Origin of the sequence: Streptomyces sp. R-07 (assembly GCF_049913175.1) — a bacterium.
In the GTDB taxonomy this organism is placed as follows: domain Bacteria; phylum Actinomycetota; class Actinomycetes; order Streptomycetales; family Streptomycetaceae; genus Streptomyces.
Genome location: NZ_CP183978.1, coordinates 2,220,703 through 2,234,000 on the forward strand (window position 1 = coordinate 2,220,703; position 13,298 = coordinate 2,234,000).

Genomic DNA, 13,298 nt, shown 5'->3' on the forward strand with positions numbered 1-13,298 from the left:
CAACCCACGACGGCGCCGCACGCCGGGCGCGGGTCCAGGCCCGGAAGCCTGGGCCCGTCACGGGGCGCCGTCCCATGTGCCCACCCGTCCGGCCCTGGGGGTCCCCCCGGACGAAGTCTGGGGGAGGGACGATTGCCCACACGGCGAGTCGGCGGGGGGCAGCGCCCCGCGAGCGGGCGCCCGAACACCGGGCGCGCCGGCCACGCGGGCGCAGCCCACAGCCCCGGAGCGGGCGCGGACCGCACCGCAGTCGGCGGAGGCACCCGCCCTGTGGGCGCAGCACCACACGGCGGGCGCGGACCGCACCGCAGTCGGCGGAGGCACCCGCCCTGTGGGCGCAGCACCACACGGCGGGCGCGTCGCCCGGCGGGCGTGGCCTCACGCCGCCGTCGGGGCTAGCGCGCCGGAGCCGAGGCCTGCGTCTCGCTGGTGGCCGTGGCCGCCGGGGCCGCGTCGGCACCAGTACCGGCACCGGCATCCGTACCCGTACCCGCACCGCCCTCCCCGCCCGAGGGCCCGTCCTGCGGCGCTCGGCCCGGGAGGAAGAGGGCTACCACTATCGCGCCGGCCACGCCGATCACCGCCGAGGCGATCGCCGTGACGTGCATGGCGTCGAGGAAGGCCGTGTACGCGGGGGCGACCAGGCCCTTGCCCGCCGGGCCGAGCTTCGCCGCGACCGCGAGCGTGGCCTCGACGGACTCGCCCGCCGTTTCGCGGAGGGCCGCCGGGACGCCGCCGAGGTGCCCCTCGATCCCGCTCCGGTACGTGGAGGAGAGCACCGAGCCGAGGACGGCCACGCCCAGCGCGCCGCCGACCTGGCGGAAGGTGTTGTTGATGGCGGAGCCGGAGCCCGCCTTCTCGCGGGGCAGCGCCTGCATGATCGCGACGGTGACCGGCGGCATGATGTGCGCCATGCCCGCGCCCTGGAGGAAGAAGACGACCTCCATGACCCAGACCGGGGTCGACGCGTCGAAGAGGGCGAAGGCGGCGAGGCCGAGGGCGACGAGCAGCATGCCGACGGTGCAGACGGCGCGGGCGCCGAAGCGGTCGACGACGAGCCGGGCGCGGGGCGCGAAGACCATCTGCGCGACGGCGAGCGGCAGGATGAGCAGCCCGGACTGCAGCGCGCTGTAGCCGCGCACGCTCTGCAGGTAGAAGGCGGAGAAGAAGGTCACGCCCATGAGGGCGAAGAAGACGAGGGCGATCGCGGCGACGGCCGCCGAGAACGCGGGCTTCTTGAAGTACGACATGTCGATGGCCGGATGGTCGCTGCGCCGCTCGTGGAGGACGAAGACGACGAGGACCGCGAGGCCGCCGAGGACGGGGGCGAGGACGGTGACGTCGGTGAAGCTCGCGAGTTCGCCGCCGCGGATGATCCCGTACACGAGGAGGACGAGTCCGACGACGGAGAGCAGCACGCCGGGTATGTCGACGCGGCCGGGCTTCGGGTCCCGGGAGTCGGGCACGAGCCACAGCATCAGGGCGAGGGCGAGGAGCACCACGGGCACGTTGACGAGGAAGATCGATCCCCACCAGAAGTGTTCGAGGAGGATGCCGCCTGTGATGGGGCCGATGGCGATGGCGAGGCCGACGCTGCCGGCCCAGATGCCGATGGCCTTGGGCTGCTCGTCGCGCTCGAAGACGTTCATGAGGACGGCGAGCGTCGCGGGCATCACGAAGGCGGCGCCGAGGCCCATGACGGCCCGGTAGGCGATGAGTTCGCCCGGCGAGCCGGAGAGGGCGGCGAGGGCGGAGCCGATGCCGAAGACGGTGATGCCGAAGAGCAGCACCTTCTTGCGGCCGAGGCGGTCGCCGAGCAGGCCGGAGGTGAAGAGGAGTCCGGCGAAGACGAGCGTGTAGGAGTTGATGGACCACTCCAGCTCGCTCTGGGTGGCGCCGATGCCGGTGGGCGCGGGGGCCGCGATCGTCTTGACCGCGACGTTCAGGATCGAGTTGTCGAGGACGACGATCAGCAGGCTGAGCATGAGGACGCCGAGGACGGCCCAGCGACGCCGGTGGACGGCCTCGGGGACGCGGGGCCCGGCGGGCGCGGTGGGTGCGGTGGACGGCTGTGACATGAGCACCACCCTAGAGCCATTTCGATACGAGACCGTCTCGTATCGAAAAAAACTGACGGAGGCTTTACGTTGCCGTGGTGTGAACGCGGCGGTGTGAACAGCGCCACTCCGGCCCACTTCCCCGCCCACCCGGCGAAGTGCCACCATGGACATGGTCCGGGGACGCCACAGGGCGCCTCGAGATGACAAGAGGAGCCGTTCACCATGACGCTTCAGGCTGCCCAGAAACTGCCCGCCGACAGCAGCAAGGCGCTGTACGGAGGGAAGGGCACGCGCCGCATCACCGTCCACGACATCGCCGCCGCCAAGGTCCGCGGCGAGAAGTGGCCCATGCTCACCGCCTACGACGCGATGACCGCCTCCGTCTTCGACGAGGCCGGCATCCCGGTGATCCTCGTCGGCGACTCGATGGGCAACTGTCACCTCGGCTACGACACCACCGTGCCCGTCACGATGGACGAGATGACCCTGCTCTCCGCCGCCGTCGTCCGGGGCACGAAGCGCGCCCTCGTCGTCGGCGACCTGCCGTTCGGTTCGTACCAGGAGGGGCCCGTCCAGGCCCTGCGCAACGCCACCCGGCTCGTCAAGGACGCCGGCGTGCAGGCGGTCAAGCTGGAGGGCGGCGAGCGCTCGCTGCCGCAGACCGAGCTGCTCGTCCAGGCCGGCATCCCCGTCATGTCCCACCTGGGGCTGACCCCGCAGTCCGTCAACACCATGGGCTACCGGGTGCAGGGCCGCAGCGACGAGGCCGCCCACCGGCTCCTCAGCGACGCCAAGGCGGCACAGGACGCGGGCGCCTTCGCCGTCGTCCTGGAACTCGTACCGGCCGAACTGGCCGCCGAGGTCACCCGCTCCCTGCACATCCCGACCATCGGGATCGGTGCCGGCGCCGGCACCGACGCGCAGGTCCTCGTCTGGACCGACATGGCCGGCCTGACCGGCGGCAAGGTCCCGCGCTTCACCAAGCAGTACGCCAACCTCCGCGAGACGCTCGGCGACGCCGCCCGCGCCTTCGCCGAGGACGTCAGCGGCGGGGCGTTCCCCGCGGAGGAGCACACCTTCCACTAGGCAGTGCCTCTTTCCACTGGGCAGTGCCTCTCCGACGAACGGCCGGAACCCGTGGGAACGGGCTCCGGCCTTTCGCCGTACCGCCCCCGGCCGGCGCAACGCCGCCTGCCGACCGCCTCGCGCGGGTCCGTACCGACAGCCCCGACAGGCGACCGACAGCCCCGCCGGCCGATGTCGGTGGGGCTGTCGGTCGCCTGTCGGGGGATTGTCGGTGGCTCCCTGTTCCATGGTGGACATGACGCGATCACACACCAACGCCGTCGAGGTCCGGGGCCTCGTGAAGCACTTCGGCGAGACGAAGGCCCTCGACGGGGTCGACCTGGACGTCCCGGAGGGCACGGTCCTCGGGGTCCTCGGGCCCAACGGCGCCGGGAAGACCACCCTCGTCCGCTGCCTGTCCACCCTCCTCGTCCCGGACGCCGGGACCGCCGTCGTCGCCGGCTACGACGTGGTGAAGCACCCCCGCCAGCTGCGCCGCACCATCGGCCTCACCGGTCAGTACGCCTCGGTCGACGAGAAGCTGTCCGGCTGGGAGAACCTGTACATGATCGGGCGGCTGCTCGACCTCTCCCGCGCCGACGCCCGCCGCCGCGCCGACGAGATGCTGGAGCGCTTCTCCCTCACCGACGCCGCCAAGCGCCCGGCGATGAACTACTCCGGCGGCATGCGGCGCCGCCTCGACCTCGCCGCCTCGATGATCGGACAGCCCGCCGTCCTCTACCTGGACGAGCCGACGACCGGCCTCGACCCCCGCACCCGCAACGAGGTGTGGGACGAGGTGCAGCGGATGGTCTCCGAGGGCGCGACCGTCCTCCTCACCACGCAGTACATGGAGGAGGCGGAGCAGCTCGCGAACGAGCTGACCGTCATCGACCGGGGCAAGGTCATCGCCCAGGGCGGGGTCGACGCGCTCAAGGCGAAGGTCGGCGGCCGGACCCTGAAGGTCCGCCCCGCGGACCCGGGCCAGCTGCCCGCCATGGCCGCCGCGCTCCGCGAGACCGGCCTCGACGGGGTCGCCGGCTCGACCGTCGTGCCCGACGAGGGCGTGCTGTACGTGCCGATCCTCACCGACGAGCAGCTGACGGCCGTCGTGGGCCTGCTCGGCGCGCGCGGTTTCGGCATCGCCCACATCGGCACCCACCTGCCCAGCCTGGACGAGGTGTTCCTCGCGATCACCGGCCAGAAGACCGCCGTTTCCGACGCGATCACCGAGGAGGTCGCCGCGTGAGCACGACCACTGTCACCAAGTCCCCCGCCGAGACCCGAGGTCCGGGTCCCGCCGCGGCACGCACCGCTCCCGCCGCCGAGGGCCGCATCGGCCTGCGGGCCAACCTGCGCCACATCGGCGCCCTGGCCCGGCGGAACATGCTCCAGATCAAGCAGGACCCGGAGTCGATGTTCGACGCCGTGTTCATGCCGATCATCTTCATCCTGCTGTTCGTGTACGTCTTCGGCGGCGCCATCGCCGGCAAGGGCAACAACGAGGTCTACGTCAACTACGTGACCCCCGGCCTGATGGCCATGATGGGCATGAACATCGCCATGGGCGTCGGCGTGGGCATCAACGACGACTTCAAGAAGGGGGTGATGGACCGGTTCCGGACGATGCCGATCGCCCGCTCCTCGGTCCTCATCGCCAAGATCGTCGTCGAGCTCGGCCGGATGATGGTCGCCACCGCGATCCTCCTCGGCACGGGCTTCCTGCTGGGCCTGACGATCCACACCTCGGTGCTCCACCTCCTCGCCGCCATCGGACTGGCGGCGGTCTTCGGCGCCTCCCTGATGTGGATCTTCATCCTGCTCGGTCTGAGCCTGAAGACCGCCCAGGCCGTCCAGGGCATGGCGATGCTCGTCCTGATGCCGCTCCAGTTCGGCTCGTCGATCTTCGCCCCGCCGACCTCGATGCCCGGCTGGCTGGAGACCTTCACCGACTACAACCCGCTGTCCAACCTCGCCGACGCCGCCCGCAACCTGATCAACGGCGGCCCGGTCGCCCACTCGGTGTGGATGACCCTCGGCTGGGCCGCGGTGATCACCGTCGTCACGGCGCCGCTCGCGGTCGCCAAGTTCCGCAAGAAGACCTGAGTCCCGACCGGGGGATCATGACTCGGCGCGCTCACTGATCGCGTCGGCGGCGCGACCGAGCAGGGCGGCGACCTCTTCCAAGGAGAGGTCGTCGCCCTCCGCGTACGCCGCCTCGAACTCCCCCTCCCCCAGGGCGGACCGGCACAGCTCGGTCGCCCGCGTCCGGTTCTCCCGTTCCATGGGCGGCGCCAGGTGCCCCGACGGCAGCAGGCCCTCGTAGGCGCCGAGCAGGACGGCGGCGGTCCGGGCGACGGCGGTGGTACGGGACCGAGCGCCGTCGAGCCCGGCGAGCGCCCAGGCCGCGGTGATCAGGTGGATCGCCGGCATCTGCGGGGCGACCATCAGCGACAGGCCCCCGAGCGAGCGCGTGTACGCCCTCCGGGACAGCTCGAACGCCGACTCGTACCGCTCTTCGAGGTTGAACACCCAGGCCAGGCTGCCCAGCGCGAAGCCCTCGAAGATGGAGAACGTCTCGGAGTTGAGCTTCTCGGAGCTGAACTCGTCGAGCAGCCGCTCCAGATGCACCCGGGCCTCGGCCGTCCGGCCGGTCCGCCCGAGCAGCAGCGCCAGGAAGATCCGCCCGGCCAGCATCGGCTCGTGGCCGCGGCCGTGCTCGCCCTCCACCACCGCGCGCAGGATCCGCTCCGCCTCCTCGCGGCGGCCCGTCTCGATCAGCATGTCGGCGTAGCGGGCACGCAGCAGGGCCATCTGGGACTGGGCGCCGATCCGCTCGGCGTACGCGATGGCGTCCGCGAAGTCCTGCGCGGCGCCCTCGAACTCGAGCCGCCGCTCGCGGGACTCGGCACGCGAGGACAGCGCCTCGGCGGCGCCCCAGGCGTCCCCGAGACGGACGAAGATCTCCAGGCTCTCCTCGGCGTCGGCGCCGGCCTGCTCCGCCAGGTCGGCCCGGTTGGCGAGCATGTTGGCGCGCAGCTGGAGGGCGTTGGCGAGCTCCCACTCCTTGCCGTGGTGGCGGCAGGCGCTGACGTGCGCCTCCAGGGCCTCGCCCATGCGGCCCGGCTCGCCGATGAGGAGGACGGCGAAGACCGTGAAGGAGCCGGGCAGCCGGCAGGTCTGCGGGAGCCCCGGCGGGTAGACCGCGTTGATCCGCTTCAGCCGCTCGACGCCGGCGGGGGTGGTCCAGCGGCCGGTCTCGTAGTCCATGTTGAGCAGCTCGATGAGCCGCACCCCGCGCCGGGCCTCCCAGCGCTGCTCCTCGGAGAGCGGCAGGGGCACGGCGGTGCACGGCTCGTGCAGCGGTACGACGGGGGCGGCGGGCGTCCCGAACGGGTCGGGCCCCAGCGCGGAGACGGCCTCCGCCCAGTGCAGGGCGTCGCCGCGCAGGTCGCGCATCTGCCAGTACCAGAGCAGCGAGTGGACGAGGACCAGCGCCTCGTCCTCGTCGCGGGCGTCGACGGCGCGGCGCATCGCGGTGCGGATGTTCCCGTACTCGGTGCCGAACCGGGCGATGGCCTCGGCCTGCCCGGAGCCGCGCAGCTCGGGGTCGGTACGGCGGGCGAGTTCGCGGTAGTACGTGAGGTGCCGGCGCTCGGCACCGGCCCGCTCCCCCGCCTCGTCGAGCCGCTCCCCGGCGTACTCGGCGACGGTCTCCAGGAGCCGGAACCGCATGCCGGCGTCCCCGGGCGCGGCGACGACGAGGGACTTGTCGACGAGCGCGCCGAGGACGTCGAGCACGTCGACCACGGCGGCGGCCCCGTCGTCGCGGGTGCGCCGCTCACCAGGGACTTCTTCACTCGCGCCGGTGCCGCCGGTGCGCCTCTCGCCCGCGCCGTTCCCTTCCGCGCCCTTCCCGCCCGCGCACACGGCCTCCGCCGCGTCCAGGTCGCAGCCGCCCGTGAAGACGGAGAGGCGGCGCAGGACCGCCCGCTCGGCGGCGTCGAGGAGGTCCCAGGACCAGTCGACGACCGCGCGCAGGGTCTGCTGCCGGGGCAGTACCGTCCGCGCACCCGAGGTCAGGAGGCGGAAGCGGTCGTCGAGGCGGTCCGCGATCTGGCGCAGGGTCAGCATCCGCAGCCGGGCGGCGGCCAGTTCGATGGCCAGCGGCAGACCGTCCAGGCGCCGCACGACCTCGCCCGCGGCGACCGGGTCGTCCTCGACCCGGAACCCCGGCCGGACGGCCGCGCCCCGCTCCCCGAGCAGCCGCTGCGCCATGCCGGTCGGCAGCGGGCCGAGGGGCCGGATCGTCTCGCCCGGCACGCCGAGCGGTTCCCGGCTCGTCGCGAGGATCCGGAGGTCCGGGCAGCGCGCGAGCAGGGTCTCGGCCAGTTCGGCGGCCGCGCCGACGAGGTGCTCGCAGTTGTCGAGGAGGAGCAGCATCCGCCGCCCGGCGCAGTGTTCGACGAGCCGGGCGAGCGGGTCGCCCCCGCCTCGCAGCTCCTCGGCTCCGGCGCCGCGCAGCACGGTCTCACGGGCGCCGACGGCCGCGAGGACCGCCTCGGGGACGGCCTCCGGGTCCCGTACGGGCGCGAGTTCCGCCACCCAGACGCCGTCCGGCCAGTCCCCGGAGCCCCGGTCGGCCGCCTCCTGCGACAGACGGGTCTTCCCGGCCCCTCCGGGCCCGAGCAGCGTCACCAGCCGGGCGCCGCGCAGGTCGTCCCGTACGAGCGCGATCTCCTCGTCGCGCCCGACGAAGCTGGTGAGGCGGGCGCGCAGGTTCCCGGCCGTAGGCGCGGGGGTACGCGCGCGCGTGGGCTCCGCCTCCGTCTTCGCCTCCGGGGCGAGGAGCTCCGCGTGGAGGGCGCGCAGGGCCGGTGAGGGGTCCGTGCCGAGGCGGGTGGCGAGGGCGCGGCGGACCGACTCGTACGCGGCGAGGGCCTCGGCTGCCCGGCCGGTGTCCCGCAGGGCGCGGATCCGGAGCGCCTGGAGGGTTTCGTCGAGGGGGTGGGCCGCGCAGAGGGCGGTCAGCTCGGGGAGGGTGGCGGCGGCCCCGCCGAGCACGAGGGCGGCGTCGAGCCTCGCCCGGCGGGCGTCGAGGCGGCGCGCCTCCCAGCGGGAGGCCTCCGCGTCCCGGTCCGGCAGGTCGGCGAAGGCGGGCCCGCGCCAGAGCGCGAGGGCCTCGTCGAGGAGGGCGGCGGCGCGGACGGGGTCACCGGCGCCGAGCGCGGCCACGCCCTCGACGGCGAGCCGCTCGAAACGGCGGGCGTCCACGTCCTCGGGCCGGGCGTCGAGCCGGTAGCCGCCCTCGGAGGAGAGCACCCGGTCCCGGCCCAGGGCCCGGCGGAGGCGCCCGACGAGGGCCTGGAGCGCGGCGGGCGCGTCGGCGGGCGGCTCGTCGCCGTGCCAGACCTCGTCGACGAGATCGGGCACGGGAACGGTCCGGCCGGCCCGCAGGGCGAGCACGGTGAGCAGCGCACGGACCCGGGGGCCACCGACGGCGACGTCGGTGCCGTCGGACGTGCGGGCGAGGGTCGGGCCGAGGACGGAGTAGCGCACGAACCCCATTCTCCGCGAGCCCACCCACCAACTCCCCGCCGGGACCTCCGCACCGCTGTGCGAACGCCCCCCACACCGGGCCTCGGCCCCCGCCGGGTGCGCTGCGCCCGCTGCGGCCGCCACTCCCGCCGCGCGGGCGACACCCGTGCCGGGCCCCGCCCCCACCGCGTGTGGGCCGCGCCCACTCCGAGCCCGCGCCCGTGTGGGCAATCGTCCCGCAGGGCGATGGGGCTCCCCCCCTGCTCGAGCGAAGCCGAGAGCTTGGGGGAGGGTGGGCACACGGGACGGCGCCCTAGGCGGCGCCTCCGCCCCCTGTGCCTGGACCCGCACCACGATGCGCGGCGTACCTGCGGTGCGGGTTCAGGCGCGGAAGCCTAGGCCCGGCAACGGGCGCCGTCCGTTGTGCCCCCCGTTCCGCCGAAGTCTGGGGGAGGAACAACTGCCCACAACGGGGGGGCGGCGGCGCACCGGCCCGGCGGGCGACCGCCCACGACGGGGGCCGGCGCAGCGGGCGGGTGGCCCGGGGGTGGAACTTGCGTCGGGGACCGGTACGTTTCCCGGGCAGCAGCCCTCCGTCCCCTGGGAGCCCCCGCGATGACCACGGCCACCACCCGGCGCCACGAACGGCAGATCAGTCCCGTCTTCCTGGCGATCCTCGCCGTCATGGCCGTCACCGGCTGGGCGGTGTGGACGGACTTCGCCGCCTCGCCCGGTCTGGCGGTCTTCCTCTTCGTGACCTCGGCCTGGGTCGTGTCCCTGTGCCTGCACGAGTACGCGCACGCCAGGACCGCCCTGCACGGCGGGGACATCACCGTGGGCGCCAAGGGCTATCTGACGCTCAACCCGCTCGCGTACACGCACGCCGTGCTGAGCATCGTCCTGCCGGTGCTGTTCGTGATCATGGGCGGGATCGGTCTGCCGGGCGGCGCCGTCTTCATCGAGCAGGGCCGGATCAAGGGCCGCTGGAAGCACAGCCTGATCTCGGCGGCGGGCCCCCTGGCCAACGTCCTCTTCGCGCTCGTCTGCACGGCGCCGTTCTGGCTGGACGCGCTCGACGGCGTGCCGACCGCCTTCCAGTACGCCCTGGCGTTCCTGGCGTTCCTCCAGGTGACCGCCGCGCTCCTGAACTTCCTGCCGGTGCCGGGGCTCGACGGCTACGGCGTGGTGGAGCCCTGGCTGTCGTACAAGGTGAAGCGGCAGATCGAGCCGTACGCGCCGTACGGCTTCTTCATCGTGATCGCGCTGCTGTTCGTGCCGGCCGTCAACAACGCCTTCTTCGACGCAATCGACGCCCTGATGCGGTCCCTCGGGGTGCCGGAGCCGAGCCGGTACTGCGGCTCACAGCTGTTCCGGGTCTGGCAGGAGACCCCGGAGTTCTGCCGGGTCTAGGGCCTGATCCGGCCTGATCGGCAAGACACCCCCTAGCCCTGGGTCCGGGCCTCGACCTTCGCGCGGCGGATGTAGTACCAGGCCATGTTGGAGGAGAGGCCGGCCAGGAGGACCCACACGATGCCGAGGAAGCTGCCTTCGACGAAGGAGACGACGGCCGCGGCGACGGCCAGGGCGCAGACCACGAGGGCGTAGAGGGCGAGGCGGGGCATGGGGTCGGCTCCTGTCGGGCGGTACGGCTGATGGTGCCCGTCCAGTGTCCCCCATGCCCCGAAGGGTGCGGTCTCCGGCTCAGATGTCGGTGACCCGGAGTCCCGCGTGCGCCTTGTAGCGGCGGTTGACGGAGATCAGGTTGGCGACGAGCGACTCCACCTGGTGGGCGTTCCGCAGCCGTCCCGCGAAGACGCCGCGCATGCCGGCGATGCGGCCGGCGAGGGCCTGGACGATCTCGACGTCGGCGCGCTCCTCGCCGAGGACCATGACGTCCGTGTCGATCTCCTCGATGGCGGTGTCCTTGAGGAGGACCGCGGAGAGGTGGTGGAAGGCGGCGGCGACCCGGGAGTCCGGGAGGAGCGCGGCGGCCTGCTCGGCGGCGGAGCCCTCCTCGGGCTTGAGGGCGTAGGCGCCCTTCTTGTCGAAGCCGAGGGGGTTGACGCAGTCCACGACGAGCTTGCCGCGGAGTTCCTCGCGCAGGGACTCCAGGGTCTTGGCGTGGCCGTCCCACGGCACGGCGACGATCACGACGTCGCTGCGGCGGGCGGTCTCTGCGTTGTCGGCGCCCTCGACGCCGTGGCCGATCTCCGCGGCCACGGCCTGGGCGCGGTCGGCGGCGCGGGACCCGATGATCACCTTCTGGCCGGCCTTGGCGAGCCGGTAGGCGAGGCCGCGGCCCTGGTCGCCGGTGCCGCCGAGGACGCCGACGACGAGACCGGAGACGTCGGGGAGGTCCCACGGATCCTTGGGTGCGGGCTTGCTCTCGGTGCTCTCGGTGCGCTCAGTCGTAGTCATGGCCCCGACATTACCGACCGGTCGGGCCGACGGGGATGCCCTCGCACCACCGACGAACCGGCCGCCCTCGCACCCGCGCGCCCCCGCCCGTCCCCTACCAGCGCGCCGGCGGCGGGGCCGTCAGGCGGTCGGCGAGGCCCGAGAGGCGGTCACGGAAGCGGTGGCTTCCGCGCGGCGACGGCAGGCTGTTCTCGCCGGCCGCCGCGCTGACGAGGTGCTGCACCGTGTCCAGGTCGACCTCCGCCCCCTCCGCCACGGTGAGCGTCTCGTGCGCGAGGCCCCGCACCTCCTCGTCGCCGCCGTCGAGCGAGAGCACCGTCGCCCCCGCCCGCCGGGCGTCGTGCACCCGCTGGAGCAGCCCCGCGTCCGGTCGCCCGGGCGCCACCATCAGGAGGGTCGCCCCGCGTCCCGCGGCCTCCAGGCGGCCGAGGCCGACCGCCAGGTGCGCGGGGGCGCCGGCCCGCACCCGGTGTCGTACGAGCGTCGGTGCCAGTTCCGGAAGGCCCGACCAGGCGGACTCGTCGACCAGGTGCGCCGCCAGGTGCCAGGGCTCGTACTCCTCCGTGCCCACCAGGAGCAGCCCGCCCCGGTGCGGTACGACGGAGGACCGGAGCGCGCCCGCGAACCGGCGCGCCGCCCCCGGCCATTCCGTCCCGGCGAGCACTTCCCGCAGCAACGCGACCCGTACGGCATCCATGGGCCCGCATCCTGCCCGAGCCGGGGCCCGCGCGCGGCCGATCGGGGCGTTTCCACCCGTACGGGAGGGGCCGCAGGGGGTGCCGTGCGCCGGTAATTCGGTTGTCTCCGGCATCCGGCGGCCGGAGCATGACCCCTCGTGTCCTCCCCCCTTTCCAAGTTCTCCGCCCTGCTGCCCGATCTGGCGCCGTGGCGTTCGTCCGGCGATTTCCGGCTCCTGTGGGTGCAGGGGCTCGTCACGTACTTCGGCAGCGCGATGGCGATGATCGCCCTGCCGCTGCAGATCAAGGAGCTGACGGGTTCGCCGCTCGCGGTCGGTGCGATGGGCGCGGTCGAGCTGGTGCCGCTCGTGGTGTTCGGCCTGTACGGCGGGGCGCTCGCGGACGCGGTGGACCGGCGGAAGGTGATCCTCTGGACGGAGGCGGGGCTGGGGCTGCTCGCCCTGCTCCTGCTGCTCAACGCGCTGTTCCCGGAGCCGATGCTCTGGCCGCTGTACGTGGTGGCGGCCGGGGTGTCGGCGCTCGCGGGGCTCCAGCGTCCGGCGCTCGACTCGCTGCTCGCCCGGATCGTGCCGCACGACCAGCAGACGGCGGCGGCCGCGCTGAACTCGCTGCGCTGGCAGATCGGCTCGATCGCGGGTCCGGCCCTCGCGGGCCTGGTGGTGGCCTACGCGGGTCACGCGCCCGCGTACGGGGTGACGGTCGTCTGTTTCACGGTCTCGGTCCTGATGTGCCGCCGGCTCTCGCCCGCCCCGCCCGCGCACGACGCGGAGAAGCCCTCGCTGCGGGGCATCGCGGAGGGGGCGCGGTACGCCTGGTCTCGGCCGGTGCTGCTCGGCACGTACGCGATCGACCTGGCGGCGATGCTCTTCGCCTTCCCGAACACGATCTTCCCGTTCCTCGCGGACGAGCTGGACGCGGACTGGTCGCTCGGTCTGATGTACGCGGCGGGCTCGGCCGGCTCGCTGGTCCTCGGTCTGACCAGCGGCTGGACGTCGAAGGTGCGACGCCACGGGCTGCTCGTGGCCGGCGGCGCGGCGGGCTGGGGGCTGGCGATCGCGGCGGCGGGCTGGTTCGGGAACGTCTGGCTGGTGCTGCTGTGCCTGGCCTTCGCGGGCGCGGGCGACATGCTGAGCGGGCTCGGCCGGTCGACGATCTGGAACCAGACGATCCCGGAGGAGCTGCGCGGGCGGCTCGCCGGCATCGAGGTGCTCTCGTACAGCGTGGGCCCGCAGCTGGGCCAGGTCCGGGCGGGCGCGATGGCCGGCTGGACCGGCACCCGTACCGCTGTCTGGACGGGCGGCGTGGCGTGCGTCGCCTCGGTGGGGCTGCTCTGCCTGGCGCTGCCGAAGCTCCTCACGTACGACTCCGACACCGACGAGGACTCGCTGCGCCGCAAGGCCCAGCAGGAGACCGCCCGGCGCGAGGCGACGCAGCAGGCAGCCGGGACCGTCTGAGCCCGTACAAGAAGGCCGCCGGGACCGTCCGAGCAGTCCCGGTCCGGGCGGCCCCCGGTCCGGGC

At 73.8% G+C, this 13,298-nt stretch carries 10 protein-coding genes; 5 read left to right on the forward strand and 5 right to left on the reverse strand.

Annotated elements, in window-relative coordinates:
- Nucleotides 1-395 precede the first annotated feature (395 nt).
- Nucleotides 396-2,078, reverse strand: coding sequence for an MFS transporter (locus ACN9M0_RS09940; RefSeq protein ID WP_426403449.1), 1,683 nt, complete (start codon nt 2,076-2,078; stop codon nt 396-398).
- Nucleotides 2,079-2,282: 204 nt separating this feature from the next.
- Here ACN9M0_RS09940 and panB point away from each other — a divergent pair, with 204 nt between their 5' ends.
- The 3 genes from panB to ACN9M0_RS09955 all read left to right on the forward strand — a co-directional run bounded on the left by panB (nt 2,283) and on the right by ACN9M0_RS09955 (nt 5,231).
- Nucleotides 2,283-3,146 carry a 3-methyl-2-oxobutanoate hydroxymethyltransferase gene (gene panB, locus ACN9M0_RS09945; RefSeq protein WP_366038009.1) on the forward strand — a complete coding sequence of 288 codons (864 nt, stop codon included), beginning with the start codon at nt 2,283-2,285 and terminating at the stop codon, nt 3,144-3,146.
- A 226-nt stretch (nt 3,147-3,372) separates the two neighbouring features.
- Entirely contained in the window at nt 3,373-4,374 is a 1,002-nt protein-coding gene (locus tag ACN9M0_RS09950) for an ATP-binding cassette domain-containing protein (RefSeq protein WP_366038085.1), read from the forward strand.
- Nucleotides 4,371-5,231 carry an ABC transporter permease gene (locus ACN9M0_RS09955; protein ID WP_366038008.1) on the forward strand — a complete coding sequence of 287 codons (861 nt, stop codon included), beginning with the start codon at nt 4,371-4,373 and terminating at the stop codon, nt 5,229-5,231. The genes ACN9M0_RS09950 and ACN9M0_RS09955 overlap by 4 nt, the downstream gene beginning before the upstream one ends.
- A 15-nt stretch (nt 5,232-5,246) precedes the next feature.
- On the opposite strand, the gene ACN9M0_RS09960 is transcribed toward ACN9M0_RS09955, so the two are convergent.
- A complete protein-coding gene (locus tag ACN9M0_RS09960; RefSeq protein WP_426403450.1) occupies nt 5,247-8,684 on the reverse strand; it encodes a BTAD domain-containing putative transcriptional regulator in 3,438 nt (1,145 codons plus the stop codon).
- 594 nt (nt 8,685-9,278) lie between these two features.
- Between ACN9M0_RS09960 and ACN9M0_RS09965 the strand changes: the two genes are divergently transcribed.
- Nucleotides 9,279-10,073: a site-2 protease family protein gene (locus tag ACN9M0_RS09965; protein WP_366038006.1), complete on the forward strand. Its 795-nt coding sequence runs from the start codon at nt 9,279-9,281 to the stop codon at nt 10,071-10,073.
- 32 nt (nt 10,074-10,105) lie between these two features.
- On the opposite strand, the gene ACN9M0_RS09970 is transcribed toward ACN9M0_RS09965, so the two are convergent.
- The 3 genes from ACN9M0_RS09970 to ACN9M0_RS09980 all read right to left on the reverse strand — a co-directional run bounded on the left by ACN9M0_RS09970 (nt 10,106) and on the right by ACN9M0_RS09980 (nt 11,778).
- The gene (locus tag ACN9M0_RS09970; RefSeq protein ID WP_366038004.1) at nt 10,106-10,285 is read right to left on the reverse strand and encodes a hypothetical protein; all 180 of its coding nucleotides are present in this window, start codon (nt 10,283-10,285) and stop codon (nt 10,106-10,108) included.
- 79 nt (nt 10,286-10,364) lie between these two features.
- Nucleotides 10,365-11,081, reverse strand: a complete 717-nt coding sequence (npdG, locus tag ACN9M0_RS09975; protein ID WP_366038003.1) for an NADPH-dependent F420 reductase — start codon at nt 11,079-11,081, stop codon at nt 10,365-10,367.
- Nucleotides 11,082-11,175: 94 nt separating this feature from the next.
- Complete coding sequence (locus tag ACN9M0_RS09980; protein WP_366038002.1) at nt 11,176-11,778, reverse strand: hypothetical protein; 603 nt, start codon at nt 11,776-11,778, stop codon at nt 11,176-11,178.
- A 138-nt stretch (nt 11,779-11,916) separates the two neighbouring features.
- Between ACN9M0_RS09980 and ACN9M0_RS09985 the strand changes: the two genes are divergently transcribed.
- Nucleotides 11,917-13,233, forward strand: coding sequence for an MFS transporter (locus ACN9M0_RS09985; RefSeq protein ID WP_426403451.1), 1,317 nt, complete (start codon nt 11,917-11,919; stop codon nt 13,231-13,233).
- Nucleotides 13,234-13,298: the final 65 nt, after the last annotated feature.